At 45.1% G+C, this 26,183-nt stretch carries 30 protein-coding genes; 17 read left to right on the forward strand and 13 right to left on the reverse strand.

The window, feature by feature from the left end; translation table 11 throughout:
- The first annotated feature begins 47 nt into the window (after window positions 1-47).
- From KFV11_RS09395 to KFV11_RS09405, 3 genes are read left to right on the forward strand one after another with little or no spacing between them, the layout of a single operon-like run.
- Window positions 48-605, forward strand: a complete 558-nt coding sequence (locus KFV11_RS09395; protein ID WP_254249795.1) for a cysteine hydrolase family protein — start codon at window positions 48-50, stop codon at window positions 603-605.
- A gap of 40 nt (window positions 606-645) precedes the next feature.
- On the forward strand, window positions 646-1,566 hold the full coding sequence (locus KFV11_RS09400; protein ID WP_254249796.1) for a manganese-dependent inorganic pyrophosphatase: 921 nt from the start codon (window positions 646-648) through the stop codon (window positions 1,564-1,566).
- 14 nt (window positions 1,567-1,580) lie between these two features.
- A complete protein-coding gene (locus KFV11_RS09405; protein WP_254249797.1) occupies window positions 1,581-1,850 on the forward strand; it encodes a GNAT family N-acetyltransferase in 270 nt (89 codons plus the stop codon).
- A gap of 97 nt (window positions 1,851-1,947) precedes the next feature.
- Here the strand turns inward: KFV11_RS09405 and KFV11_RS09410 are convergent, their stop codons facing one another.
- Genes KFV11_RS09410 through KFV11_RS09420 form a run of 3 tightly spaced genes read right to left on the reverse strand, consistent with a single transcriptional unit; the run spans window position 1,948 to window position 3,571 of the window.
- Window positions 1,948-2,259, reverse strand: a complete 312-nt coding sequence (locus tag KFV11_RS09410) for a DMT family transporter (protein WP_254249798.1) — start codon at window positions 2,257-2,259, stop codon at window positions 1,948-1,950.
- Window positions 2,256-2,576, reverse strand: a complete 321-nt coding sequence (locus KFV11_RS09415) for a DMT family transporter (protein WP_254250617.1) — start codon at window positions 2,574-2,576, stop codon at window positions 2,256-2,258. The genes KFV11_RS09410 and KFV11_RS09415 overlap by 4 nt, the downstream gene beginning before the upstream one ends.
- A gap of 35 nt (window positions 2,577-2,611) precedes the next feature.
- The gene (locus KFV11_RS09420) at window positions 2,612-3,571 is read right to left on the reverse strand and encodes a Gfo/Idh/MocA family protein (protein WP_149459608.1); all 960 of its coding nucleotides are present in this window, start codon (window positions 3,569-3,571) and stop codon (window positions 2,612-2,614) included.
- Window positions 3,572-3,656: 85 nt separating this feature from the next.
- On the opposite strand from KFV11_RS09420, the gene KFV11_RS09425 reads away from it, so the two are divergent.
- Together KFV11_RS09425 and KFV11_RS09430 are read left to right on the forward strand one after the other, a co-directional pair.
- Window positions 3,657-5,030 carry an aldehyde dehydrogenase gene (locus tag KFV11_RS09425; RefSeq protein WP_254249799.1) on the forward strand — a complete coding sequence of 458 codons (1,374 nt, stop codon included), beginning with the start codon at window positions 3,657-3,659 and terminating at the stop codon, window positions 5,028-5,030.
- A 285-nt stretch (window positions 5,031-5,315) separates the two neighbouring features.
- On the forward strand, window positions 5,316-6,209 hold the full coding sequence (locus tag KFV11_RS09430; protein WP_149459610.1) for a nuclease-related domain-containing protein: 894 nt from the start codon (window positions 5,316-5,318) through the stop codon (window positions 6,207-6,209).
- Window positions 6,210-6,357: 148 nt separating this feature from the next.
- Here KFV11_RS09430 and KFV11_RS09435 read toward each other — a convergent pair whose 3' ends face one another.
- Both KFV11_RS09435 and pglS read right to left on the reverse strand, forming a co-directional pair.
- Window positions 6,358-7,131 carry a carbon-nitrogen family hydrolase gene (locus tag KFV11_RS09435; RefSeq protein WP_254249800.1) on the reverse strand — a complete coding sequence of 258 codons (774 nt, stop codon included), beginning with the start codon at window positions 7,129-7,131 and terminating at the stop codon, window positions 6,358-6,360.
- Between the two features lie 12 nt (window positions 7,132-7,143).
- The gene (gene pglS / locus KFV11_RS09440) at window positions 7,144-8,172 is read right to left on the reverse strand and encodes a 6-phosphogluconolactonase (RefSeq protein WP_254249801.1); all 1,029 of its coding nucleotides are present in this window, start codon (window positions 8,170-8,172) and stop codon (window positions 7,144-7,146) included.
- Window positions 8,173-8,370: 198 nt separating this feature from the next.
- On the opposite strand from pglS, the gene KFV11_RS09445 reads away from it, so the two are divergent.
- Genes KFV11_RS09445 through speB form a run of 4 tightly spaced genes read left to right on the forward strand, consistent with a single transcriptional unit; the run spans window position 8,371 to window position 12,013 of the window.
- Complete coding sequence (locus KFV11_RS09445; protein ID WP_149459613.1) at window positions 8,371-9,876, forward strand: aminotransferase class I/II-fold pyridoxal phosphate-dependent enzyme; 1,506 nt, start codon at window positions 8,371-8,373, stop codon at window positions 9,874-9,876.
- Window positions 9,877-9,880: 4 nt separating this feature from the next.
- Window positions 9,881-10,306: an adenosylmethionine decarboxylase gene (gene speD, locus KFV11_RS09450; RefSeq protein ID WP_149459614.1), complete on the forward strand. Its 426-nt coding sequence runs from the start codon at window positions 9,881-9,883 to the stop codon at window positions 10,304-10,306.
- An 11-nt stretch (window positions 10,307-10,317) separates the two neighbouring features.
- On the forward strand, window positions 10,318-11,178 hold the full coding sequence (gene speE, locus KFV11_RS09455) for a polyamine aminopropyltransferase (RefSeq protein WP_149459615.1): 861 nt from the start codon (window positions 10,318-10,320) through the stop codon (window positions 11,176-11,178).
- Window positions 11,165-12,013: an agmatinase gene (gene speB / locus KFV11_RS09460; RefSeq protein WP_149459616.1), complete on the forward strand. Its 849-nt coding sequence runs from the start codon at window positions 11,165-11,167 to the stop codon at window positions 12,011-12,013. Before speE ends, speB begins: the two co-directional genes overlap by 14 nt.
- A gap of 19 nt (window positions 12,014-12,032) precedes the next feature.
- On the opposite strand, the gene KFV11_RS09465 is transcribed toward speB, so the two are convergent.
- The gene (locus tag KFV11_RS09465; protein ID WP_149459617.1) at window positions 12,033-13,259 is read right to left on the reverse strand and encodes an MFS transporter; all 1,227 of its coding nucleotides are present in this window, start codon (window positions 13,257-13,259) and stop codon (window positions 12,033-12,035) included.
- 99 nt (window positions 13,260-13,358) lie between these two features.
- Between KFV11_RS09465 and KFV11_RS09470 the strand changes: the two genes are divergently transcribed.
- The 3 genes from KFV11_RS09470 (at window position 13,359) to KFV11_RS09480 (ending at window position 16,845) form a co-directional block, all read left to right on the forward strand.
- Window positions 13,359-14,954, forward strand: a complete 1,596-nt coding sequence (locus KFV11_RS09470; protein WP_254249802.1) for an ABC transporter substrate-binding protein — start codon at window positions 13,359-13,361, stop codon at window positions 14,952-14,954.
- Between the two features lie 86 nt (window positions 14,955-15,040).
- Window positions 15,041-16,279 carry an MFS transporter gene (locus KFV11_RS09475; RefSeq protein ID WP_149459619.1) on the forward strand — a complete coding sequence of 413 codons (1,239 nt, stop codon included), beginning with the start codon at window positions 15,041-15,043 and terminating at the stop codon, window positions 16,277-16,279.
- 161 nt (window positions 16,280-16,440) lie between these two features.
- On the forward strand, window positions 16,441-16,845 hold the full coding sequence (locus KFV11_RS09480) for a YolD-like family protein (protein WP_149459620.1): 405 nt from the start codon (window positions 16,441-16,443) through the stop codon (window positions 16,843-16,845).
- Between the two features lie 51 nt (window positions 16,846-16,896).
- On the opposite strand, the gene KFV11_RS09485 is transcribed toward KFV11_RS09480, so the two are convergent.
- Complete coding sequence (locus tag KFV11_RS09485) at window positions 16,897-17,508, reverse strand: response regulator transcription factor (RefSeq protein WP_254249803.1); 612 nt, start codon at window positions 17,506-17,508, stop codon at window positions 16,897-16,899.
- Between the two features lie 308 nt (window positions 17,509-17,816).
- Here KFV11_RS09485 and KFV11_RS09490 point away from each other — a divergent pair, with 308 nt between their 5' ends.
- Window positions 17,817-18,260, forward strand: a complete 444-nt coding sequence (locus tag KFV11_RS09490) for a hypothetical protein (RefSeq protein WP_254249804.1) — start codon at window positions 17,817-17,819, stop codon at window positions 18,258-18,260.
- Between the two features lie 6 nt (window positions 18,261-18,266).
- Here the strand turns inward: KFV11_RS09490 and KFV11_RS09495 are convergent, their stop codons facing one another.
- Entirely contained in the window at window positions 18,267-18,743 is a 477-nt protein-coding gene (locus KFV11_RS09495; protein WP_254249805.1) for a hypothetical protein, read from the reverse strand.
- A gap of 54 nt (window positions 18,744-18,797) precedes the next feature.
- The gene (locus KFV11_RS09500) at window positions 18,798-18,959 is read right to left on the reverse strand and encodes a hypothetical protein (RefSeq protein ID WP_170234600.1); all 162 of its coding nucleotides are present in this window, start codon (window positions 18,957-18,959) and stop codon (window positions 18,798-18,800) included.
- A 123-nt stretch (window positions 18,960-19,082) separates the two neighbouring features.
- Here KFV11_RS09500 and KFV11_RS09505 point away from each other — a divergent pair, with 123 nt between their 5' ends.
- From KFV11_RS09505 to KFV11_RS09515, 3 genes are all read left to right on the forward strand, one after another.
- Window positions 19,083-19,454, forward strand: a complete 372-nt coding sequence (locus KFV11_RS09505; protein ID WP_254249806.1) for a hypothetical protein — start codon at window positions 19,083-19,085, stop codon at window positions 19,452-19,454.
- 14 nt (window positions 19,455-19,468) lie between these two features.
- Window positions 19,469-20,479: an NAD(P)H-dependent flavin oxidoreductase gene (locus KFV11_RS09510; protein ID WP_254249807.1), complete on the forward strand. Its 1,011-nt coding sequence runs from the start codon at window positions 19,469-19,471 to the stop codon at window positions 20,477-20,479.
- A gap of 262 nt (window positions 20,480-20,741) precedes the next feature.
- Window positions 20,742-22,262 (forward strand): M4 family metallopeptidase, encoded by a 1,521-nt coding sequence (locus KFV11_RS09515; protein WP_149459882.1) that lies wholly within the window; start codon window positions 20,742-20,744, stop codon window positions 22,260-22,262.
- Window positions 22,263-22,302: 40 nt separating this feature from the next.
- Here KFV11_RS09515 and KFV11_RS09520 read toward each other — a convergent pair whose 3' ends face one another.
- The 3 genes from KFV11_RS09520 to KFV11_RS09530 all read right to left on the reverse strand — a co-directional run bounded on the left by KFV11_RS09520 (window position 22,303) and on the right by KFV11_RS09530 (window position 23,797).
- Window positions 22,303-23,100, reverse strand: coding sequence for a hypothetical protein (locus tag KFV11_RS09520; protein ID WP_254249808.1), 798 nt, complete (start codon window positions 23,098-23,100; stop codon window positions 22,303-22,305).
- A gap of 278 nt (window positions 23,101-23,378) precedes the next feature.
- Window positions 23,379-23,597, reverse strand: a complete 219-nt coding sequence (locus tag KFV11_RS09525; RefSeq protein ID WP_149459880.1) for a hypothetical protein — start codon at window positions 23,595-23,597, stop codon at window positions 23,379-23,381.
- Window positions 23,594-23,797: a helix-turn-helix transcriptional regulator gene (locus KFV11_RS09530; RefSeq protein ID WP_149459879.1), complete on the reverse strand. Its 204-nt coding sequence runs from the start codon at window positions 23,795-23,797 to the stop codon at window positions 23,594-23,596. Before KFV11_RS09530 ends, KFV11_RS09525 begins: the two co-directional genes overlap by 4 nt.
- Window positions 23,798-23,951: 154 nt before the next feature.
- Between KFV11_RS09530 and KFV11_RS09535 the strand changes: the two genes are divergently transcribed.
- On the forward strand, window positions 23,952-24,989 hold the full coding sequence (locus tag KFV11_RS09535) for a C45 family autoproteolytic acyltransferase/hydrolase (protein WP_149459878.1): 1,038 nt from the start codon (window positions 23,952-23,954) through the stop codon (window positions 24,987-24,989).
- Between the two features lie 412 nt (window positions 24,990-25,401).
- On the opposite strand, the gene KFV11_RS09540 is transcribed toward KFV11_RS09535, so the two are convergent.
- The gene (locus KFV11_RS09540) at window positions 25,402-26,160 is read right to left on the reverse strand and encodes an NUDIX hydrolase (RefSeq protein ID WP_254249809.1); all 759 of its coding nucleotides are present in this window, start codon (window positions 26,158-26,160) and stop codon (window positions 25,402-25,404) included.
- Between the last annotated feature and the right edge of the window lie 23 nt (window positions 26,161-26,183).

Consider the following 26,183-nt stretch of genomic DNA (forward strand, 5'->3'; position numbering starts at 1 on the left):
TAATGAAATTGATATTACTGTTATATACCCAACTGGAGGATGATTACATGGAAAAAGCACTGCTGATCGTTGATTATTCGTATGACTTCGTCGCTGATGACGGCAAATTGACTTGCGGCAGACCCGGTCAGTCGATTGATCGTGCTATCGCCGACAAATTCAATGATTACGTCGCGGCAGCACGTCCGGTCTTCATCATGATGGACTTGCACCACGACAATGACCCTTATCATCCGGAAACAAAACTGTTTCCGCCGCATAACATCGCCGGCACACCAGGCCGCGAACTATACGGACGTGTCAAAGAAGTCTATGACGCGAATAAAGATAACCCGCTCGTGATATGGATCGACAAAACCCGCTACAGTGCATTTGCAGGCACTAACTTACATCAGCTGCTGGCTGAGCGTTGTATTCAGTCGATTGAAATTACAGGTGTATGTACAGATATTTGTGTGTTTCATACGGCTGTGGACGGCTATAATCTTGGTTACGACATGACAGTCGATGCAGCAGCCGTGCAGTCGTTCAATGAAGAAGGCCATCGCTATGCACTCTCTCACTTCAGAAGCACACTCGGCATGACGGTTCATAGTGAGTCATGATAAACTATATTTATCTTGTTAAAGGAATAGGAGAAGAACAATGACTAAAATTTTGACTTTCGGACATCAAAATCCTGATACAGACACGATTACATCAGCTCTTGTGATGCAGGACCTTCAGACAGCTGCCGGTAAAGATGTTGAAGCGGTGAGACTTGGCGAAGTAAGCGCTGAAACGCAGTACGCACTTGACCAGTTCAATGTCGCTGCGCCGCGGTTAATCGACAAAATAGAAGGTGAACAAGTCATCCTTGTTGACCATAACGAATTCCAGCAGTCAGCACCAGGTATTGAATCAGCGACGATATTAATGGTAGTCGACCATCATCGTATTTCCAACTTCGAAACTGCAGCGCCGCTTTATTACCGGGCAGAACCGGTCGGCTGTACAGCAACTATTCTGAACAAAATGTACAAAGAGAACGGCATTGAGATCAAACCTGAAATAGCCGGCTTAATGTTATCTGCCATTATTTCTGATACATTGCTGTTCAAGTCACCGACATGTACAGCAGAAGATGTGCAGGCAGCAGCAGAACTTGAGAAAATTGCAGGCATCACCAAAGAAGAATACGGCCTCGAAATGCTAAAAGCCGGTGCTTCTACTGCGGATAAAACAGCTGAAGAATTATTGAACATCGATGCGAAATCATTCTCAATGGGTGACAAAGAAGTACGTGTCGCACAAGTGAATACTGTCGATATCGACGAGGTGTTCGCCCGTCAGGAAGAACTCGAAAATGCCATCAACGCTGAAACAGCACAGCACGGCTATGATCTATTCGTCCTAGTGGTCACAGACATCATCAACTCTGATTCAAAAGTGCTGGCGCTCGGCCAGGAACAGGCAGCTGTAGAGCAGGCATTCAATGTTGCACTTGATAAAAATACAGCGCTCCTTAAAGGTGTCGTATCACGTAAAAAACAAGTAGTTCCTCAATTAACTGATGTACTGTCATAATCAGGAGGTTAGTCATGGATATTAAACAAGGTGACAATCGTTTCTATATCGACGAAGGCTCTTCTTTCAAAGCGGAGATCACTTTTGTGCCGCAAGGTGATACATTAGTGATTGATCATACATTTGTCGATCCATCGCTGCGCGGCCAAGGAGTCGCAAAGCAGCTGGTCGACCGCGTAGTGGCTTACGCCCGCCAGGAAAACAAGAAGATTCTTCCCGTCTGTTCCTATGCGATGATCGTTATGGAACGGGACTTATCAACGCATGATGTCCTGAAAAGATAGTAAATAAAGCGCCCAGGCAGCTGCCTGGGCGCTTTATTTACAAGAATGAAAAAATGGCACTTATATAATAGCATTATTTATCAGAATAATCAATATTTCATACTAGCTTTAAGCCGGCTATCAAGATGATAATCAATGTAATCAATATAATTTTCTGCAGGCTCACTTTCTCCTGGAAGAACAGCATACCGACGACTACGCTTCCCATAGCTCCAATACCGGTCCATACTCCGTACGCGGTCCCGAGCGGAATCTCCTTGATAGCAAGCGACAGCAGAAACAGACTTGTCAGACTGAGCAGAAACCAGATGGCGCTCCATTTTTTATTGCTGAAGCCGTTACTGTTTTTCAGCGCAATGACCATCAATACTTCCATGATACCCGCACCGATCAATGTGATCCAGCTCATTCTGATTCAGCTCCTTCCACAAGCTTCAGCCCGATGATGGAACCGATCAGCGTCATAAGAAGCAGTGCTTTTAACAGACTCATGCCTTCATCAAGGAAAAGATAACCGTACAGCACTGTACCGACAGCACCGATTCCAGTATAGATGGCGTAAGCTGTACCGATTTCAAGCCTGGACAGACTATAGGCGAAGAAATAAAATGACACGGCCATGACGGCCAGCGTAAAAATAGTCCACGGTATGCTGGTAAAACCGTGTGCGTATTTCAGCCCTACCGCCCAGACGACTTCCATCAGACCGCCGATGACTAAAAACATCCATGCTTTGTTAGTTATCACACTGCGACCTCCCATTAAAATGCCAGGCCAATCTGCTCTTTCACTGCTTCTACGACGCGCAGCGTGTCAAGACTCGTCTGCTCGTTGTTATTAGTCAGCTTCATCGTTTTGCACGCCTCCGTGAAGTTCGCGACTTCGTATGACATCGGTGGTGCACTATGCGTAAATTCTTCGAGTGTCTCTCCTGCTCTAGTCATCTTGACGATATGACTGGGAGCAGAAATCTTATCAATCGTTATAATGCCTGCCTCACCGATAATTTCTGACGGCATATAGCTGTCGGCAATTTTGCTGAAGCTGAGCACTGCCGTCATGTCGCTGTACTGGCAGAGCACTGTCCCCTGTCCGTCGGCTCCAGTCGACAGTTTTTCAGCTGCTGCATGCAGCGTATCCGGTACGCCGAACAGTTTGACGAGCGGCGCAATTGTATAGACGCCGAGATCCATTAATGAGCCATTACCAAGCTCCGGTTTGAAGGCATTTTCAATGATACCTTCTTTCAGTTTGTCATAACGCGAAGAATATTGATTGTAGTGGAAGTTCACACGACGGATCAAGCCGATTTCATGAATCCACTCTTCAAGCTTTCTGAATGCTGCTGATTCTGTTGATTTCATTGCTTCCATCAATATAACGTTATTGTCGCGGGCTGTCTGGAACATCTCTTTTGCCTGTGCGACAGTTAATGTCAGCGGCTTTTCGCATAAGACATGTTTGCCGTGCTTCATCGCATCTATCGACTGGCGGGCGTGCAGTAAGTTCGGTGTTGCAATATACACTGCTTCGTATGTATCGCTCGCAAGAAACGCCTCCCAGTTATCAAATCGATACTCAATATGATGTTTATCAGCGAAGTCATCGGCTTTTTCCTTTGTTCTTGAATAGACTGCTGTCACTTCAAATTCTGCTGTTGTCTGACCTGCTTCAATCAGCCGGTCAGTAATCCAGTTAGTGCCTACTATACCAAATCTCATGTCGTCACCTCTTTTTAAGCTATATTAATTTTAACATGTTTTAATTTGATGTACACTGAAGACAAAGGCGAATGGAGTGAATGGGATGACTTATAAAGCACAAGTCGAGGCAATGAATACATTTTTTTATACTGATGCAACAAAAGAAATTAAGTTCCGAAAGAAGCAGCTGAAAGCACTGAAAAAAGAAATACAGCATAGAGAAGCCGATATTTTAACGGCGCTGAACCAGGACCTCGGAAAAGGCAAAGTCGAAGGCTATGCATCTGAAATCGGCATCATCCTGAAATCTATCAGCATGTTCTTAAAAGAAATTAAAACGTACAATAAAGTAGAAACCGTCACGACGCCGATGCTGCAGTTCCCTGCGAAAAGCTTTGTCATGCGTGAACCGCTCGGCACCGTGCTGATTATCGGACCGTTCAACTATCCATTCCAGCTGGTCATGGAACCATTAATCGGAGCAATCGCTGCCGGCAACTGTGCTGTCGTCAAACCATCTGAACTGACGCCGCATACAAGCCAGGTGATCAGCGAGATTATCGCTGCAGCATTTCCGCCGGATTATGTAATGACTGTACTCGGCGAGAAAGAAGCGACGACTGACCTGCTGCAGGAAAAGTTTGATTTCATTTTCTTCACCGGCAGCACAAGAGTCGGCCAAATCGTCTATGAAGCAGCAAGCAGACATTTAACACCGGTCGCTCTCGAACTCGGCGGCAAAAGCCCGACTATCATCGATGAGACGGCGAACATCAAAGTAGCAGCAGAACGCATTACATTCGGGAAATTTATGAATGCCGGGCAGACATGTGTCGCACCGGACTATATTTTAATCGACCGTAAAGTCAAAGATAAGTTCATTGAGGCCATGCGGATGACAATCGCAGAGTTTTACGGCAAAAATCCGGCAGAAAGCGCGGACTTCGGCCGGATCGTCAATGACAATCATTTCAGACGGCTGAGCGGAATACTTGCATCAGCTGAAGGGCGGATCGTTTCAGGCGGCAGGACAGAGGCAGCAGAACGCTACATTGAACCGACGTTGATCGATGATGTCACGCTTGACGATGAAGTGATGAAAGAAGAGATTTTCGGTCCACTGCTGCCGATCATCACTTTTGATTCACGCGATGAAGTGTTTGATATCATCCGCAGCTATGATAAGCCGCTCGCACTCTATATTTTCAGTGAGGACAGTGACTTCGTCAAGACCGTGTTCAAACGTCTGTCATTCGGCGGCGGCTGCATTAACGACACACTGATGCACGTCTCCAATCCATATTTACCATTCGGCGGCGTCGGTGCTTCAGGTATCGGGGCTTATCACGGCAAATATTCTTATGACTTGTTCAGCCACCAGAAAGCCTATATGACAAAAGGCACGAAGCTCGAAACGGGGCTCATGTTCCCGCCTTATAAAGGCAAGTTTAAGTACATCAGACAGTTCTATAAATAAGCACGGAAGCGACTACCGACTGACCGGTAGTCTTTTTTTGTCAAAATTTCTATAATAACAAATTATAGGGCGTAAAATTTAAAAGTTGCCAATTTGGAAATTTTCCGCATTTTAATATTAAAACATGGTATAATTAAATATTTTAGTGAAAATCGATGAAATCTTTACTGAAAATGACGAAATCACTGTTTTCATGAATTTCTGCAGGCTGATCGGAGGTTTTCGTCATTTTCTGCTTTTTGATTTTTGAAGTCGTCGCCGCTATAGTGATAGCGGGGTGAAGATATGTTCATTAAACTGCACGAACCGACTCGCTATCAGCAGTTTCTACTTGCCGCTGAGCACCGTACAGCTTTGAACGACTATGACCGGCATCAATTATTCAATTATTTAAGAGGTCAGGAAGGAGAACGGTATTTTTACGAGCTCGTTAAAACTTCTGCCGGCGTGAAACTATGGGATATCAGTCTTGATTACCGGAAAGGCAGTCAGTATGACTTTCTCATTTTCGATAAAAGAATCGTTTATCATTTTGATGTGAAGAACTTTACGGGATCTTACAAGCTAGTCAACCAGCAGTTCGTCTCACAGCAAGGTTACGTCCATGCAGATGTTTTGTCACAGTTGAATAAAGCGCACTATAAGTTAGAAGAATTTTTGAAGTCTCAGCTTATTCAGATGAAAGTAGTGAGCAGAGTATTATTTGTGAATCATCAATATGAACTGCCTGACGCTCATGTGCCTGACAAAGTGCTGCTTCCTCATCAAGTGCAGGAAGTCGTGCAGTACATTCACACAATTAGACCTTCACAAGAACACGTGACGATTGCTGACAAAATTAAAGCCTGCCATAGGAATGAGCTGGTCAAGGAACGGATTCATTACTATGCATTTGAGGACTACAGGCAAGGTATACGCTGTGAACAGTGCCGGCAGCTGTCGATGATTCCTGACTGCAAGAAAAGATATATCAGCTGCATTAACTGCCGCTATCGCGTGGATAATAAAACTGCTTTATTGGCATTAATAAAAGAAATGTTCCTCCTTAAAAACGATGCGCTCTCAGCCGCTGAAGTCAGCAGATGGAGCGGCATACCTCAGCAGACAGTTAGAAGAATCATGGCTGACTTGTGCCATACAAGCGGTGCCAACAAAAACCGTCAGTACATCCTTAAATAGTGGGCGAAGTTATGACTGATATTCCGGATTTATCGGTCATAACTCTGCAAAATCACAGGGTTTCTTGGAGTTATGACCGATATTCTTCAGTTATCGGTCGTAACTCCACAAAAAAACCGCCCCTCATCATGAGGAGCGGTTCTACTTCTTAATATAAGTCAGTTCTGCGTGATTTAAGTATCGGTATCGCCTGACGAATCGCTTCGGACTGTTCTATGTCGATGTCAGCTGTTATCGTTGCTTCGTCAATATCCGCTGCCACTATTACAGCGCCCGACGGACTGACCACCATTGATTGTCCTCCGAATACTGTATCTTCACATTCGCCGGACGCGTTACATGCGACGATATAGCATTGATTCTCTATCGCCCGTGCTTTCAGCAGCGCCGTGAAATGAGTAATGCGCTCAAGCGGCCACTCGGCTACGACATAGATGACTTCTGCACCGTCAAGCGCGAGCTTCCTTGTAATCTCCGGGAATCTGAGGTCATAGCAGATGATGAGTCCCATCTTTTGATCATCCAGCTTAAAGGTGCTGAATTCGTCTCCCGCTTCTAAAAATTCAGGTTCATTAAGCATCGGTACTAAATGGACTTTGTCATAGTGATAAATGATATGGCCGTGCCGGTCAATGACAACGGCCCGGTTCCGGAACTTATCACCATGCTTCACTGCGATTGAGCCCGCTACAATATTCAAGCGCCGCAGCCGGGCGATGTTCTGGAGTGCACTGATTTCAAGGCTGCCTTCATCATCAATCAAATCGGCTAATTGCTGAAGCATGTAAGAAGTGTTCCACATTTCAGGAAGCACCGCGACATCTGTATCTTCCGGCAGCCGATTCAGCCAGTCCGCCACTTTCTTCAAGTTCTCCCGAGGTTGCCCCGGTATGACTGTCATCTGATAGACTGCTGTTTTCATGACCACGGCCCCTTACAAAAACTGTACGCAGACACCTTCTGCCGCCTGCTTGTCATTTTCAAGCAATGTCAATCTGCCTGTCGCGCTGTCTCGTTCAAACAGTGAGACATTACCGCTCACTTCGTGCGCACATACTAAAAACTTGTCGCGCGGCGTAATGTTGAAGTCGCGCGGCCAGTCACCGCCGCAGTCCGTAATTTCTACAAGAGAAAGCTTAGCGCCGTCTTCTTCCACTTTATAGACAGCGATACTTTGATGCCCCCGGTTAGACGCATAGACGAATTTGTTATCACGGCTCATGCGGATAGCTGCACCCTGCGTATTGCCGGAGAAGTCAGCCGGCACCGCATGATGCTGCTCCAGCACTTCAAATGTACCGTCATTATAGTTAAGCACGAATACATCGTTGCTCAGTTCAGTGAATAAATACGCATACTGCCCGTTCTCATTAAACGTCAAATGTCTTGGACCAACGCCTGCCGGCAGCTTTAATGCGCGGATTCTCTCAAAGCCATTGTCACTGAACTTGAACGTGATGACTTCATCAGCACCGAGATCTATCGCCACTGCATACTTCAAGTCCGGCGTCTGCTGGATGAAATGTGTATGGGCCTTATCCTGGCGGTCCTCATTCGGTCCTTTCCCGTCCTGCACGACTGTATCAATCAGCTGCAGCACTTCGCCTGTTTCCGGCTGCAGGCTGTACAGACGTACTTCTCCTGCCCCGTATACTGCTTCCATCAAATATTTACCGTCGTCAGTCACCCATATATGACAGCCGCTTTCTGCTGATTCACGGCAGTCATTGATGTATTCAAGCTGTCCTTCTTCTCCGATTTTGTAAGCAGCGACACCTGCTTTGTCATCTTCTTTCTTAATGCCATATAAATAGTCTCCATGTTTGACGACATAAGTAGACGCAGGCACTTCAAAAGCCGTCTCCACTGTCTCGATTTTTTTTGCTTCTTCGTTCACTGTAAAACGGTAAATTCCTTTGCCTTCGCCTTTTGTATAAGAACCAATATAGCCGATAGTATTCATAATTATCCCCCTCTTGTTTTCTACATTCTATCAGACTATTCCCGCTTCAAAAAAACATATGCAAAATGAAATTTTTTCTTGCTAATAGTTTAGTAATACATTACAATTTGTTTGGTAAAAATAAATTAACAGATATATAAAACCTCTGGTTAAGTATTACTATATTTTACAATTCACCTAATATTGTGGGGTGCAAAATTGATTAAACGATCAGAAATCAAGCCATTGACAGCAATTGATAGCACGAAACATCATGCTACCCCGCTGTTTGATGCATTAAAATTATACGAAGCCCAAAATGTCACAAGCTTTGATGTGCCGGGTCATAAACGTGGTCTGGACGAGCAGTCGGAACTTTACTATTACGGCCGTTCTACATTAAGGCACGACGTCAACTCCATGCCGCAGCTGGACAATTACGATAACCCGAAAGGCGTCATCAAGGAGGCACAAAATCTGCTTGCTGACTTGTATTTAGCAGATGAGGCTCATTTTTTAGTCAACGGTACGACAGAAGGCATTCAGACGATGATTCTTGCGGTCTGCAGACCCGGTGATAAACTGATTCTTCCGCGTAACGTCCATAAATCAGTCCTGAATGCGATGGCACTGGCTGATGTCACACCTGTCTATGTCTCACCTGAATTCGATGTTAAGTTCGGTATCGCCCACAACTTGAGCTATGACAATGTCAAAGCCGCTATCGATAAACATCCGGATGCGCGCGCTATCTTCATTATGAATCCGACTTACTTTGGTGCTGTCAGTGATCTGCAGGCGATAACAGAGCTTGCGCACGCACACGGCATGCCGGTGCTTGTAGACGAAGCACATGGTGCGCATTTCAGATTTTCGCCGCATCTGCCGATTTCCAGCATGGAAGCCGGCGCAGATATGGCAGCGACCAGCCTTCATAAGACAGGCGGCTCGTTCACTCAGTCAAGCGCACTGCTCGTCCAAGGAGATTTAGTGGATAAGCGCAAAGTGAAAAGTGTCATCAACATGCTGACGTCAACGAGCGCGTCTTACCTGCTCATGTCGTCACTCGACATCGCACGTAAAAATCTGGCGCTGAACGGCCCGGAGAAGTTTGAGCAGTTAATGATTTCTCTCCAGAAGTTCAAGCAGGCTGTCAATGACATTCCAGGGTTTCATATGCTGGACGGCAAAGCATTCAAAGACCTTTATCATCAGCAGCTTGATGAATCCAAGCTGACTATCTACATTGATTCAACCATTGAATTGTCTGGATTTGAAGTGTACAAACTACTGAGAAGCGATTACAGCATCCAGATGGAACTCGCTGAACCGAACTTAATCATGGGAATTGTCTCTATCGCTGATAACGAGGCGGTGCTGGAACGTCTGCTCGAGGCGCTGCAGTCCATCAGCCGGCTTCATCACCAGGCAGAGCGGGAAGTCCACTCGCCGGTGCTCAAACAGCTATCCATCCCCGAGCAGGCGATGGGGCTCCGGGAAGTCTTGTATGCGGATAAATATCCAGTCAATATCGAAGATGCTGTCGGAGAAATCTGCGCAGAATCACTGATGATTTATCCGCCGGGCATACCGATCGTCATGGCAGGCGAACGCATCAGCCAGGACATCGTTGATTACTGGCAGTTCATCAACAACCAGCCGATCATCAAAATCGGCACTGAAAATTCAAATCAAGTTTATATCATAGAGAAAAGAGGAAAATAATATTATGAAATTAACGACTTTAGGAAGACACGTATTAATCGAGTACTACAACTGTGACAAGGATATTTTAAAAGACCACGATAAAATCGAAGCAATCATGAACGAAGCAGCACGTGTCTCCGGTGCAACAATCGTTGAAAGCTGTTTTCATACATTCAATCCGTACGGCGTATCAGGTGCTGTCATCATCTCAGAATCTCATTTAACCATCCACACATGGCCTGAATACGGCTATGCATCTGTTGACGTCTTCACATGCGGCGACACAGTAGACCCGTGGAGAGCAGAAGATTACTTAGAGAAAGCATTAAAAGCCGAACTTTCTGACTCATATGAAATCGGCCGCGGTATGGCTGATAAAATCCACAAATATTCTAAAGGTGAAATCGTTGTAGAATCATTCAAACCTGTTGAAGTAGACGTTAAATAAGGAGGATTATTATGTTAGACCTTTGGTATACAGAGAATCACACAGACCATGTTAAATTTTCAATCAAGACAAAATCACATCTTCATACTGAAACGTCACCTTTCCAGCAGATTGATTTCTTTGAATCTGAAGAATTCGGTACATTCTTTACGCTGGACGGCTTAATGATGGTCAACGAAAAAGATGAGTTCGTTTATCACGATATGATTACGCACGTGGCGATGGCGACAAATCCTAATATCAAAAAAGTGCTTGTCATCGGCGGCGGCGACGGCGGTACAGTGCGCGAACTGGCACGTTACGAATCTATCGAGCAGATCGATATGGTTGAGATTGATGAACGCGTTGTACGTCTGTCACAGGAGTACTTGCCGATTACTGCAGGGAAACTGGAAGATCCACGTGTAACCTTATTATTTGAAGACGGCCTTGCTTACGTGAAGAACAAAGAAGACGGCTACTATGACTTGATTCTTGTGGATTCTACTGACCCGATCGGTCCTGGCGAAGGTCTGTTCTCTCATGACTTCTACAACAATTGTTTCCGTGTGCTGACTGACGACGGTATTTTAATCAACCAGCATGAGTCACCGTATTACCCAAGCTACGCACACGAAATGAAACGTGCACATTCAAAAATTAAAGGTTTATTCCCGATCACACGTGTGTATCAGTTCCATATGCCGACTTATCCATCAGGTCACTGGCTGTTCGGCTTCGCATCCAAGAAATACGATCCATTGAAAGATGCCGATTTAGATGCATGGAACAAACTCGGCCTTAAAACAAAGTACTATAACACAGATATTCATACAGGCGCATTCGCCCTGCCGACATTCGTCAAGGAGATGCTTGAAGATGCAGCCGAATAAGCATGTCTATATGAGCTGCGAGGCATCATTCGAAGAAGCATCAACGGTGATTTACGGCGCACCATTTGACGGCACTGTGTCCAATCGTCCAGGCACACGTTTCGCAGCGGATGCCATCCGTTCTGAGTCATACGGCCTTGAGACTTACAGTCCTTATCTTGATAAAGACTTAGAAGATGTCAGCATCATGGATTCAGGCGACGTTGACATCACAATCGGCAATAAAGTGAAAGTGCTGGATGAATTAGAAGCAACAGCACGCGAGATTCTGACTGCCGGCAAACTGCCGTTTATGATCGGCGGCGAGCATTTAGTGACGCTCGGACCGTTCCGTGCTGTACACGAGAAATATCCAGATGTCGTATTAGTGCAGCTCGATGCACATACGGACTTGCGCGACGACTATATGGGTGAGCCGCTCAGTCATGCGACAGTCGTGCGCCGCATTCACGACATCACAGGCGACGGCCGCATCTATCAGTACGGCATCCGTTCAGGCACGAAAGAAGAGTTCGACTGGAGTGATGCTCATACAACACTCGAGAAATTCTCTATCGATACACTGAAAGACCTGCCGGCCCTGTTAAAAGACACACCGGTCTATGTGACAATAGATCTCGACTGTCTTGACCCGTCTATCTTCCCGGGCACTGGCACACCGGAACCGGGCGGCTTGACATACAAGGAACTGCAGCCGGCATTCAAAGTATTTGAACAGCTGAATGTCGTCGCAGCAGACATCGTGGAGCTCTCTCCACCATACGATGCATCAGGCGTATCCAATGCAGTCGCGGCAAAAGTCGCACGCGAACTGATGCTTGCCATCACTAAATAACAAGAAGAATCCCTGGATGCTATCCAGGGATTTTTTTATAGTGCGTGCCGAATAAGCTGCTCATCATGAACACACTGCCCAGCATGACGATGAAGAAGACGACGAAGCTCATGGCATAAGGATTTAAATAAGCGCCGATAATGAGTGAACCATTTGACAGCAGCTGGGCACCGCTATATGTGAAAGAACTGAATGTATTATAGGACCCCCGCTGATTCTTCGGAATAAGCGTTAACGTTTCAGCGCTTTTAATTGGTGCATAGATCATCTCCCCGCATGTCGCGATCAGCATCGCAACGATAATCAGCCACCATAAATTCGCAGCTGTCAGCAGCGCATAACCTAATCCATAAACAACGAGCCCTGCCAATAGTATACGGTTGACCGGGAAACGTTCCGCAAATTTGCCGACCAGCAATGAGCAGCTGACCACTGTCAATGTATTGGTCATATTGATCAGCGTGAACATGCGGACACCGTTAATGCTGAACCCCATTAGATTAATCGGCGCAAACGACTGGTGCAGCCTGACAGCAACGTAAGTACTGGTCATCAGTTCAACAGTCGCCAGCAGCATGCCGCCGATGACCATGATGACAAAACGTCTATCGCGCGATACAGTACTGTAGGCAGACAGCAGATCCCTAAAAATATTGTGATGCTTCTTCTCCCGTATGAAGCTGTTCGTCTCCTCGATGTACTTTGCATATAGGCCAGCGAGTATCGATGCGGCCAGTGCAGTCATAAAGAACAGCCACTCTTTATGAGTGGTGTAAAGCAGGCCGCCGAGCAAGGCGCCGACCGCAAGAGAAAGGTTAATCAGCCAGTAATCCATGCGGTACAGCAGCTTTTTGTTTTCCGGCGTCGCTGAATCCTGGACGATTGCACTCATGGCAGGCCGTCTGAACGCACTGAAAATCGTAAACAGCACATATGACGCGAGAAATAATACAAGCCAGGACTGAAGAACAGTGACCCACATTAACACAAGTGCTGCCGCTTCGAGAACTGCGCCGAAAACCAGCATCTTCTTGCGGGGCATACGGTCAACAAAATAACCGCCCCATATATTACTCGCAAACTGAACAAACACACCTACTGCCAGGAACAGTCCGGCGAATGAAGCATTGACCTGATCCGTTAAATAAAGCGCTAAAAATGGTAATGTCGCACTGTAAGTACAACGGTTGACGAACGACCCCCACAACCTCAAATGAATATTAAGCGGTAAATCTCTGATCCTCATATCCTTCACCTCTTCTGTTATATTTAACTTTATGATAAAGTAGACTGAATTAATTAAAAATGGACAATATTTTATTTCAGTCTACTTTTAGAGGTGACCATGGAATCATTACTACTCTCTTTTTATAATCTCAGCAAAGCGTCAATCAACCAGAAGACAGTCAGTGAACAGCTGAAAATCAGCCAGAAACATTTAGCACGCAGTTTAAAAAGATGGCAGGCTGAGCAGTTCCTCACTTATACAAGTGGCAGAGGCCGCGGCCATATGACAGAAATTGACTGGCAGTTAAATATCGATGACCATTATTTCCAGCAAGTCACATCATTATTCAGCACGGAGCCGCTTGATGAAGTCGTCCACTATCTGACGTGGGATTGGTCTGAAACATCGAAACAGTCGCTGCTGCTGCAGGCTAATCAGCTGCTCGGTATAGACAGAAAAGACAATGACAGGCTGATCATCAAAAAGCGCTATGCCCCTTTAACCCTTAATCCGCTCGCTGCGAATGATATTAACAGCTTTAATGTACTGAGCAACCTCTATGATACGCTCGTCGAATTTAAAGAAGGCCGTTATCATTATCAGCTTGCTCATCATATTCATGTGACGGAGACTGAAGCTGTCATTTATTTACGGAAGAACATCCGCTTTCACGACGGTCAGCTGTTGACAGCACTCGATGTCAGTGACTGTCTGAAGACGGCGAAGTCCTCTTCTTATATGCACGGCTTACTTGATCCGCTTCACTCGATTGAGACTATCAATAACTATCAGCTCAAACTGTCATTCACTGACTGTCCTTACATTCTGGATATTCTATCGACACTTAACTTAAGCATTTATAAAGTGGCAGATGAAAGCTATATCGGCACCGGCCCTTTTTATATTCACAAGAACACGGACACGCATTCCATCCTGAAGGCATTTGATAATTATTACGGCTTGCGTCCGTTTCTCGATGAAGTAGAGATGATCTATATCCCTGACCAGAAGCACGATGAATTCTCCCTGCTGGCCGGCGACCAGCTCACCGCTCACACTGTAACAGACGGATTTTATTACATGCTGTCACTGCGGGATAACCGGCTGACGCAAGCACAGCGGGAAACCACCCATTACATCATGCAGACGTATTTACGTCAGACGTCCGAACGAAAGAACATCGCCAAGGCTGCACCCACTATTCTGAAACAGTCACGTTACTTCAGCCGGACACCTGAACTGACATCCGGGTTCACTGTTCGTCTTGTTTATCCGAGCTATATCAGGAAGCTGATGAACGATGTCAGGCAGCTGCTGAAACGGCATCATATTGAAGTAGAGCTTATCCCTGTCACGATTGACGAGGCGATTCATTCCAGACTTGATTATTCAGCAGACTATTATTTGCACGGGGCTTTCTTAAACGGTGCAGAGCACTACGAATATTTCAGCTTGCTCTTTCAGCATAAAGCGATGCAGCATCACCTGCCTGCACAGTATCCGGCACTAAAAGATATATTCGAGAGCTATATCACAAGCCCCACAGCTACCTGGTCGCGGCGCCATATTATCGTTGACCGCGCACTGGAAAAACGTCATCTTCTTATCCCGCTGTTCAATAATCAGAAGACGCTGTACGTCCCTCAAAAGCTGCACAGTGCACGCATCGTCCTGCACGGTTTCTACAACTGGGACGAAGTATACATCGAATAAGAGCGGCCACACTGCAACAGCTGTATTATTTTTGAAATATTTAGATTATAATGTAACTAATCTTATGAAAATAGAGGACTATCACCATGAAATTCTCTGAGTTCCCTTCCAATGTTAAACTTCGTATTTGCTGCGGTTTCTTTGACCATGCGGCGAGTATGAGTGTGATGCCTTTTATGGTGCTGTATATCGCTGACGAACTCGGTAAAGTTACATCAGGGCTGTTATTATCGATCAACGTCATCTTCGGTTTACTATGCAACCTGCTCGGCGGTTACTTTGCTGACCGCTTCAGCAGAAAAGGCCAGCTGTTAGCAGGTCAGATGATTTTTGCGGTCATTATGATCTTAATGACCATCTTCATCCATCCTCATGTCAATATGCCATGGGTTGTCGCCATTCTGTTCATGCTGACAGCTATCAGCAATGCGATGGTCTTCCCGGCACTTGAAGCTTTGATCATTGATTCAACGACTGAAGACATGCGCAAATCAGTCTACGTGACGACGTACTGGGCAAATAACTTAGCGACTGCTGTCGGTACAGCGATCGGTGGTCTGTTCTACAGGGACCACCGCCTGATGCTGTTCATATTGATTATTGTCATTATGCTCATCAACACGTTCATCTTTAAGAAGTATTTAATCGATCCGACAACTGACCGCGCCCCAAGAGCAGTGACAACCCACTGGATGCGGGATCTCTTGAGCAACTACCAAGCGGCATTAAAAGATACAAGATTCGTCTTCTTCACGATGGCAGCCGTTTTTATCTTTTCAGCAGAGTTTGCGCTGACGAACTACATCGGTGTCCGGCTGCATGATGAATTTAAACCGGTCAATCTGCTCGGCATACATGTCGACGGCGTCCGGATGATGAGTTTGATGCTTATCGAGAACACGCTGCTTGTTGTATCCATCACTTTTCTAGTCGCTAAAGTGACCGAAAAGAGCAATCAGCTTGCTGTACTTATGCTCGGTGCTTTCATGTACACAGGCGGCTATGGTCTGGCGCATCATTTGACGAATTGGTACTTGCTGCTGCTTGTCGTTCTTATCGCGACTATCGGTGAACTGATGCAGACACCGATTCTCTCGGTCTTTCAGGCTAAGCTGATGCCGGAGGACAAGCGGGCAAGCTATATCGCCTTCGGTTCACTCGGCTATAGTGGTGCCGGCCTTGTGGCGAGTTCCGGTCTCATTGTCGGTACTGTGCTGAACAGCACAATGATGTCGGTCTACGTCATTTCTCTTGGTCTGATTGGCATGCTGCTGCTTTATCTCTCTATTCACTCAAACTTTTTCAAGCAGCAGACCCCGTCATAAAAAGACTGCGGAAAACCTTGATACAACAAGGTTTTCCGCAGTCTATTTTTTGTTGTGCACTTATGAAGTTATAACTGTAAAAGATAGCTAATCATTAAATATCTTGAAATACCGAACATATGTTCTTATAATGAGGTTACATCCACGAAAGAAGTGATGTTATGATTCATCCTGTTTATGGTGAGACTGATTACCGTAACATCGAGCGGAGTCAATTGAATCCGAATATTCCTTTGGGACGCGGCATGATCAAATGGGCGCCTTTTGCGACGATGCCTGAACAGTATGCGGATATTAAAAAGCAGCTTGAGCAGCAGCACAAAGTAGAACGGCCGGTGCTCTGTGATGACCGGCTTGAAGAGCTCAACCGCACATTACAGGAAGCGCTGCACCGTCATTGTCCACTGCTGATTGAGTTTTATCACGACGGCTATATTAAGCAGCTGCAACTTACCGTCGAAAAAATCGACCACTGGGCTATGCTGATTATCGGTGTCAATCTGGATAACCAGCAGCTGTGCTTTGTTTCTTTCATCGATGTCATCAATCTCTCGCTCCAGCTGTAATCAGTCATAACAAAGAACCCGGTCCGGGTTCTTTGTTATCTCTATAAACATCTACATCCTTATATCTTCTTCGATGATGCCGAGCTTCAATCCTTTAATCACTGCCCCTACTCTTGATTCCACCTCAAGCTTACGGATCAGGCTGGACACTTGATATTCGACCGTACGTTTGCTGACAAACAACGCTTCACTGATTTCCTTGTTTGTCATATCCCGCGCAACCAGTGCGAGTATTTCCCGCTCACGGACAGTCAGGAGCTGATATTCCGGCTTGATCTCGGTCAATAGGTTGCGGTTGAAGTAATAGACTTTCCTCAGCGAATCAATTAAATAATCGGCGGATTCTTCTTTCAAAATAAAGGCCGCTGCCCCGTTATCATATGCTCTTGCCTTATATTCTTCTATGTCGTAGCCCGTCAATATGATAAAGCGCGTTTTGTCATATTTATCGACGAGCGCCCGCAAATTGAGCAGCATGTTTATTCCGCTGATTTTCGCTTCACAGAGCACAATATCAGGTAATAATGTCTCTATATAATATTCCAGATGATGAAGTTCCGAGAATGCTTTCAGCACATCTATATCAGTTTCAGCTGACAGTAGATGTGCGATTCCCTGTCCCACCATTTCCTGATCATCCAGCATAATAATCTTGATTCCCATCACCTACTTTACTGATATCTCACTATTGCAGCTTTATATGGTTTTTGCAGCATTTTTATCATCATACATTAAATTTTAGACAAGTTCGACAATTTTTTGATTTTAAGTGCTGCTGCTTCAAGATTTGCTTCACTATATCCAGTTAATACTATATAAATTTTAATTATTTTTACATAGCTTCCTGATCTTGAAGAAACAATGAATTCCATGTGACAGCTGTTAAGATATTGATAATTATCGTCAACATCATAGAGGAGCAGCTTATTATATGTCATAATAAGTTTAATCAACTGCAAAGGAGAAGCGAAATGAAAATTTTTTTACGAACTTTTATATTAACCCTTTTCTTTGTCACCCTGCCCTTGACTGTATCTGCAGCCACGACTAATTCTAGCGCTAAAGATCCGGTCAGCCGAATCATCAATGAGCATCAGCCTGCTGAAGACGTTAAGACTGAAGTTAGCAGCTATGCAGATCAAGTGCCGCCTCAGCTGCCGGTTGAAAGCGGACCTGATGGTTTCAAGCTTCCTGCTGACACGAGAACCTTAGAGACGAGCAGCAACAGAACAAGCAGCTCACACGATGCCTCAACTGAAGACGCACATGAGCAGAAAGAATCATCTTCAGCAGTACTGCCGGCCGCCGGAGAAAATCCGCTGCCGTTGAACGCAGCCTATATAATGATCGTCACCGGACTAGTGCTGCTATTTATGCCTCATCGCCGTAATAGAAGGCAGTCATCCGTCAGGTGACTGCCTTTATGTAATAGTTTGGAGCTGTGACATTCTCCACGCTTCTCCGGTCCAGCTGACGCCCGTTAATTGGTGAAAAAACAATGAGTCCAGTGACCCGTCTCTATTTCCGAGCACGTAAGTCTGCTCAGCTGTCAGCTCAGAGCACTTATGAAGACGCCTATTGATCTCCTTAAAACCCGCTGTCATCCCGACGACCACAAAAGCATCGGGATGGTGCCGGGCAATACGACTGCAATACTTATTGAACGAACTCGACTGCTCATTCCAGCACACAATATCAAGCACTGTGCCGCCTTCACTATTAAAACCGCCTCGCTGTTCCCATGCTTCCTTAATAGACAGTGCCACCGCATAATCTTCCGGTTTTCTTTGACAACCAATCACAATGTCTTCAATACAAGGATGTTTCAGACTCATCAACTTCACCAGCTGGTCAAGTGCCTTTTCTATTAGAGATACATCCGACAATGTCAATGCCAAACGGCCGCCTCCTCAATTCACTTAATAAAAAAGAACTCACCATAATGGTAAGTTCTAGACATTTTCTGATTCAATTTTAGCGATAATATCCTGAGTACGACGCTCAATATCTTCAAAGTCAGCTTTAAAACGCGTAAATAATACAGCTGCTCCACCTGTTATAATGATTGCCAATAGAAATACGATGAAAAATAATCCTTTTAATAAACTCTTCATTCTCATTTCACCTCTTATCATCTGATAATCCTATATTATCATATTAAATTCTATTAAAGAAATGTTTATCTCTTTAGTTCATGCTATAATAAATCACAATCAACCAAATTGCTGAAAAGGAACGTGAATGACTTGGCACATGTCCGTCTATTAGCCGCATGGCAGAACCAAGATATAGAAACTATCAAGACTATACTCTCACCAGAATTAAAGGCAAGTTTTGTTCTTTCCACTCATGAAGAACTCATCTACAATTATGACCAGATCATCAATGTGTTTAATGAGCGTTTTAAAGAGCAGCAGGAATGGCGTTTTGATGTTCTCTACAAGACAGAGCGCGGGACAGATAACATTGTCATCATTCGGATTTACCGTGAGGATGACCACTATAATCTGCTTGAAGATTCTTCACTGACTATTTTAACGTTCAAGACCATTGATGGAGACCGTAAACTCATCCGTATGTATACCGAAATGGGTATTACAGGCGCTTAAAGGAGTGTTTTCCTATGCTTGACATCACCTTCCCTATCATTCAGGCACCGATGGCAGGCGGCATTATCAGCCCTGCATTTGTGGCTGCAGTGTCAAATTATGGCTGTCTCGGCTCATTAGCTGCAGGCGGCCTTTCTCTTGATACGCTGGCTCGTCAGATTGAAGAGGTGCGATTCAGGGCCGCTCGACCTTATGCCGTCAATATTTTTGCGCATCAGCGCACGCCTGAAGTCCCGGATAATATAACAGCTGTGAACGACGCGCTTAACGACATCCGCCGGATATTGAACATTCCGGAAGTGACGGATATCCAATTTTCCAGTGAGCCGTCTATCGAAGACTATGCTGCGTTCTGCATCAAGATGAATGTTCCGGTAGTCAGCTTTACTTTCGGCTGTCCGGATAAGCAGCTGATCTTACAGCTGAAAGACGCCGGCATACAAGTGATCGGCACAGCGACAAATGTCAAGGAAGCGCTTATTATCGAAGAACACGGTATGGACTATGTGACAGTGCAAGGGTACGAGGCCGGCGGACATCAAGGCGGCTTCCTCAAGCAGCCGTCCATCGGTCTGATAAGTCTTATTCCACAGGCGGCAGATGCCGTCAGCATTCCGGTCATTGCAGCGGGCGGTATTGCTGACCGCCGGGGAATCGCAGCCGCGAAAATGCTCGGGGCGGATTATGTTCAAATCGGTACCCGCTTCCTCAACACTTATGAAAGCAGTGCGCACCCCCTTCATAAAGAAGCGATTAATAACGCCGACGAAACTGCAGCAGTAGTAACCACTGCTATTACAGGGAAGTCAGCCCGAGGCATCCGCAATAAACTGATGCAGCAGCCGGCTGTTCCTTATCCGCTAATGAATCAGATGACAGCTGATATAAGGGCAGCAGCAAAAGTTCAGAATAACTCAGAATATATGAGCAACTGGTCAGGGCAGAACATACGCAGCGCTGAAACAATCGCTTTACATGTGCTGCTGGATGAACTGACAAATACTGAACAGCCGGATTTTCAATGATCCGGCTGTTTTGTCATGAGGTTGTTTTTAACTTTTTAACATACTTTAAAAGTTAAAATTATGTTTATAAATCAGTAATATCAACATATTTAATATTTAATTTTAGTCATATTATATATATTTTTTATATAATATAATCATATTATCAAGAAATGTTAACATCTCTTTTATACAGATTTGCGTAAAATACAGATGTCAAACAATTCAAAATAATTATAATAAGAATTAGCTTTAAAAAACCACTATTTAAGGAGTGTATTACATGTCGAAAAAATTCATCGTTCCTGCAGTATTATCTACAGCTTTACTTGCTTCACTTGTTCCAGCGAATGAGTCGTTCGCGAAATCAGATGGTTCAAAGGCACTGACAAAGCTTGAAAAAGTACAGAATAAACAGGAAGCTAAAAACACACTTAAAAATTTACCTGGTTCAAAAGAAGTTAAGAAAACTTACAAGCAGTACGATGTCGTTTCAGTTGAACAAGACGATCTCGGCTTCACTCACTATACATTAAAGCCAAAAGTTAACGGCAAAGTCGGACTGAACACAGAAGTTAAAGTCCACGTCAATAAAGAAGGACAAGTGACATTCGTCAACGGTGACCTTGACCAGAAAGAACTCGCACCGACCAACACTCAAAAACTGACAGCAGAACAGGCAGTCGATAAAGCTTATGCTGCTGCAGGTGTCGATAAAGATGCAGTCAAAAACCAAGGTCGTAAAGTCGTCAAAAAAGCAGATTTAGTCGTCAACCCTGAGCACAATAAACTCGTCTATGATGTTCAGCTGATTTACTTGACACCTCAGCCTGCTAACTGGAAAGTTCAAATTGATGCAGAAACAGGCGAAGTCGTTGCTAAGCAGAATGCGCTGACTGACGTCGGGCCGACTACCGGCAGCGGTACAGGTAACAAAGGCGATACTAAAACATTGAACATCTATGAAGAGAACGGCACTTATTATTTAGCGGATATGACGCACACTGGTAACATCGAGACATATGACGCTAAAAATGCGACATCAAACTATTCTATCGTGACGGATTCAGACAAATATTTCACAAGTCCAGCACAGCGTGCAGCAGTCGATGCGCATTACTATGCTGACCAGGTTTATGACTACTACAAAAATGTCCATAACCGTGATTCCTACGATAATCAGGGTGCACCTATCTACTCTATCGTCCATTACAGCACCAACTACAACAATGCTTTCTGGAACGGTGAATCGATGGTTTATGGTGACGGAGACGGCGTGACATTCTCCCCGTTATCAGGTGCCAATGATGTCATCGCTCATGAACTGACACATGCGGTCACTGAAAAAACAGCAGGACTTGTCTATGAGAATCAGCCTGGTGCATTGAATGAATCATTCTCAGATGTCTTCGGTTACTTTGTAGACCCTGACTTCTTAATGGGTGAAGATGTCTATACACCGAACAAGAGCGGTGATGCACTGCGCAGCATGTCGAATCCAGATCTTTATGGCCAGCCTTCTCATATGAACAATTATAAATACTTGCCGAACACAAAGGCCGGCGACTGGGGCGGCGTTCATACAAACAGCGGTATCCCGAACAAAGCGTTCTACAACACAGTAACGAAACTCGGCAAAGCAAAATCAGAGAAAATCTACTACCGTGCTTTAGTTTACTACTTAACACCTAATTCATCATTCGCAGACGCTAAAGCTTCCTTAGTAAGAGCAGCGACTGACTTATACGGCACAACAGATGCTTCAACTGTGGCTAATGCGTGGAGCCAAGTCGGCGTCAACTAACCAAAAAAAACCGGGTCAGCCGATCCGGTTTTTTTGTCGTTTAAGCGTAACAAGCTTGTTTGTTAGTCCTTGCCATATTTGCTTTCCCGGCTGAACTGTAATAGACCAGTTCACAGTCTTTCCAGTCGGCCTTCACTTTGTCAATGCGGGCGATATGCCATGGATTGTAGAACATCTGTCCTGATTTATTGAAGCAGTAGTCGTCATCAATCATATAGCATGCATGGACGACGACACCATCACGGACAAATACCATGACGCTGTCACTTTCCGGCTGATCAGTCTGTATATAGTGATTACGGGTCAGCATGTCAGTGAACATCTGATCATGAATCCACTCATTAAGAATTGTTTCTTCGTCCGTCACACCGTACAGAGCCGCTGCGAAACAGTTACCACCGTGCTCATCAGGAAATACGCCGTGCAGACGTGTGAAACGGTCAGGCAGCCCTGACACATCCAGCTGTTCTATCGGTTCATCGTAAAGACTGATGACTTTCTGCTGCTGTGCTGCTGTCAATTGTGACCAGAAGCGCTGTGTGATCAGCGTACTGCCGATCAGCATGCAGGAACCTGTCCGTTTCTGCTCATTGAACACAAGCTGCTGCTTACTTGCCGGCAGACTTTCGTACCAGCCGGGCTGTGCAGCAATCACATAGTCATAATCTGAAATGCGCCACGTTCTATGGCAGTTGCTCACATGAAAGTTTTTATAGATGGCATGTCCGCGAAATTCATCTTTCGGGCATACAACGGTCGTCTTTAATTCCTCTGTCAGTAAATCGTACGTTGAACCATCAATAAAGAAGAGATCCTTCTCCTGTTCCAACGTTCTCATACTATCACTCCTCACCGCCTACCTTAGTAAAAATCAGGAGTGAAGTCAACCGACGCGGGCTGGAGACGGAGAAATCAGACAAAAAGTCCCGCTTTGCAGGACTTTTAAACCATATTATCACTTTCGGTTACTCATGCACGGGCAACATCAGCATTATTATTTATTATATTCATTAGCTTTATTGTAATATTTAACAGCTGAATAAATCAACATACCCGTAAATAGCAGCATCCCTATAATCTGGTTCTCACCTTGAGCAATCTGGTAAATAGCGAGAATCAACTTTGAAGAAGGTTATTTGTCGTTCTAAACTTTCTCATGGAAAGCGTTATATATAGTACCAGCGCCATAATAATAATGATGATGGCTCCTGCTTTCATTTCACTGTCGAAACGAGCTGCTAGAAAATTAATCGCATCCAGCCCCCCGCCTAACAGCATACCGAAAATCCCTCCAATCACAGCACCAATCAAAAAGCCTTTCCACATTTTTTTCATAGTTCATCCTCCTTAAAAATAAATACGTCTTCTATCTGTTCCTCAAAAATCCGCGCGATTCTAACTGCCGTCAACAGAGAAGGCATGAAACCATCACGCTCAATCAAACTGATTGTCTGTCTCGATACGCCTGCCCGCTTTGCGAGCTCTGTCTGATTAAAGCCATCTCTTGCCCGCAGTTCCTTCAGCCTGTTTTTCATAATGTATTCACATCTCTTTTCACTAGAATTCATTGAATCTATCTTTATTGTAATATATGTTTTACAATTTGACAAATACAATAGTCAATTTGTTTGTTATGATAGTCAAATCAATTATGTTAGAATATATATAAAAGGCTAAAGGCGTGATCATATGCAGGACGTTACAAGCAGCATTACAGAATTCCGCGGCAGTCATTATGACTTCGGTTATGCCCAGGGAGAATGGATTAAAGGAACACTGATGATGAAAAACCGCGCCCGCGAATGGCGGATCAGACGACCGCGGTTTGATGTGGATATAGAGGAAACAAGACGAGTGTTCAATGAGTTTGCACCGTATATATGGGATGAATTAATCGGGCTTCAAGATTCACTTGATATGGGACTTGAACAAGTGCTGCAGAACTTCGGCGGCTATAGAGTTTATGCGAAAGACTCCGGGTGCTCTGTCTTTACTGCCGAAGGTTTTCTTGTCCGTAATTATGACTATCATCCAGCGACTTACGACGGCCGGCTGACATTCTTTCAACCGGATGACGGCGGTTATGCGACGATGGCCCCTGTCTCGCGGGTGACCGGCCGGATGGACGGCATCAATGAACACGGTTTGACGATGGGCTACAATTTCATGCACCGCAAAAATCCGGGTGACGGCTTCGTCTGCTATATGATCGGCCGGCTGATACTTGAGACATGCAGAGATGTCGAAGAAGCAGTCAAGCTGCTGCAGTCCATTCCCCACCGCTCAAGCTTCTCCTATATTGTGCTCGACAAAAAAGGTATCACACAGATTGTAGAAGTGACACCGCGGGATATTAATATAAGAGAACACCATTACTGTACCAATCACTTCGAAGTCCTCACTCATGAAAACCGAAAAGTACTGACAGATTCTTATGACAGAATGACCGCGATGACTGCGCAGGTCAACAGCGGATTAACTGCAGCCGAGGCATTTAATGCTATGAACAGTTCGACTGCCGGCATCTTCAGTGATAAATATTCCAGCTGGAGCGGCACCATCCACACAAGCTGCTATTTTCCGAAGGAGCTGAAGGCCTGGATAGCGCTCGGCGGTGATACAGAGCCGACAGAACTTGATTTCGGTCAGTGGCTGCAGGGCGGACCGCTGCCGCTGACCGAATTGACCGGCCAGCTTGATACAACTCTTAAATTCGCCAGTGAATAATGGATTTTTTCTTGAAAATCAGCGAGAAGTGGCCTTCAAACAGCTCCTGAAGGCCAAAATCCAGTCCAACCGATCGAAATTCAGTGAGAAGTGGCCTTCAAACAGCTCCTGAAGGCCAAAATCCAGTCCAACCGACCGAAATTCAGTGAGAAGTGGCCTTCAAACGGCTCCTGAAGGCCAAAATTCAGTCCAACCGACTGAAAATCAGCGAGAAGTGGCCTTCAAACAGCTCCTGAAGGCCAAAATCCAGTCCAACCGACCGAAATTCAGTGAGAAGTGGCCTTCAAACAGCTCCTGAAGGCCAAAATCCAGTCCAACCGACCGAAATTCAGTGAGAAGTGGCCTTCAAAAGTCATAATAAACGCCCTGCAGTTCGCCACTACTGCAGGGCGTTTATTTTGGCTATACTTCTTTAGTTCAGGCGTTCGACAAGATTGTAAGGTCTGCTTGTCATAATATCGAGCGGAAGATAACTCAATTTCTGTGATTCGATAATACGTTCCTTGAAATCGGGGCGTTTAACGTAACGGTCAATCGCTTGTTCAGATGTATCGTAAAAGCCGACATCCTTTGTCTCTTCTTCATAGTCTGCAATTTGGCCGCCTGTAATTTTTCCGTGGAAGACAAACGCTACGATACCGTTAGACACGTTGTGCGAAATATAAACAAGTCCTAATATTTCCACATCGAGTCCTGTTTCTTCCTTCGTCTCTCGGATGGCACATTCTGTCAGGCTCTCTTCATGATCCACCATACCGCCGGGGAGTTCCAGTGTATCGCTTCTATGCAGACTTCTGACAAGCAGTGTCTCGCCTTTGTCATTTTGTGCAAACACACTTGCTGATACACTGTGCAGCGGCTGGAAGTAATTACCCGTCGGCTCCATATGTGTTTCTTTCTTCGAGATAATCCATTTATCATTAGCCAGTTTCTCGGCTACGCTGTTCTTGTAATGAGATGTCTTCTTTCTCAATTCAAAAAACTGCTGATAATGATTTTTATCATGGAATGCCCATATTTCTGTAATCAGTGTACAGTCGGCGTCCACCCAGCGTCCTCTAAGCTTTGCACCGAGCTCAATATAACTGCGGAATACATGGTCATGAAAAAATCGGTTCACTGACTCAAATCCGTCCGGAATAATCTTGACTTCTGTTTTCACTTCATACATATTCCCACGCCCAATCTTATGGT

The organism is Macrococcus equipercicus (genome assembly GCF_024205945.1).
Taxonomy (GTDB): Bacteria; Bacillota; Bacilli; order Staphylococcales; family Staphylococcaceae; genus Macrococcus; species Macrococcus equipercicus.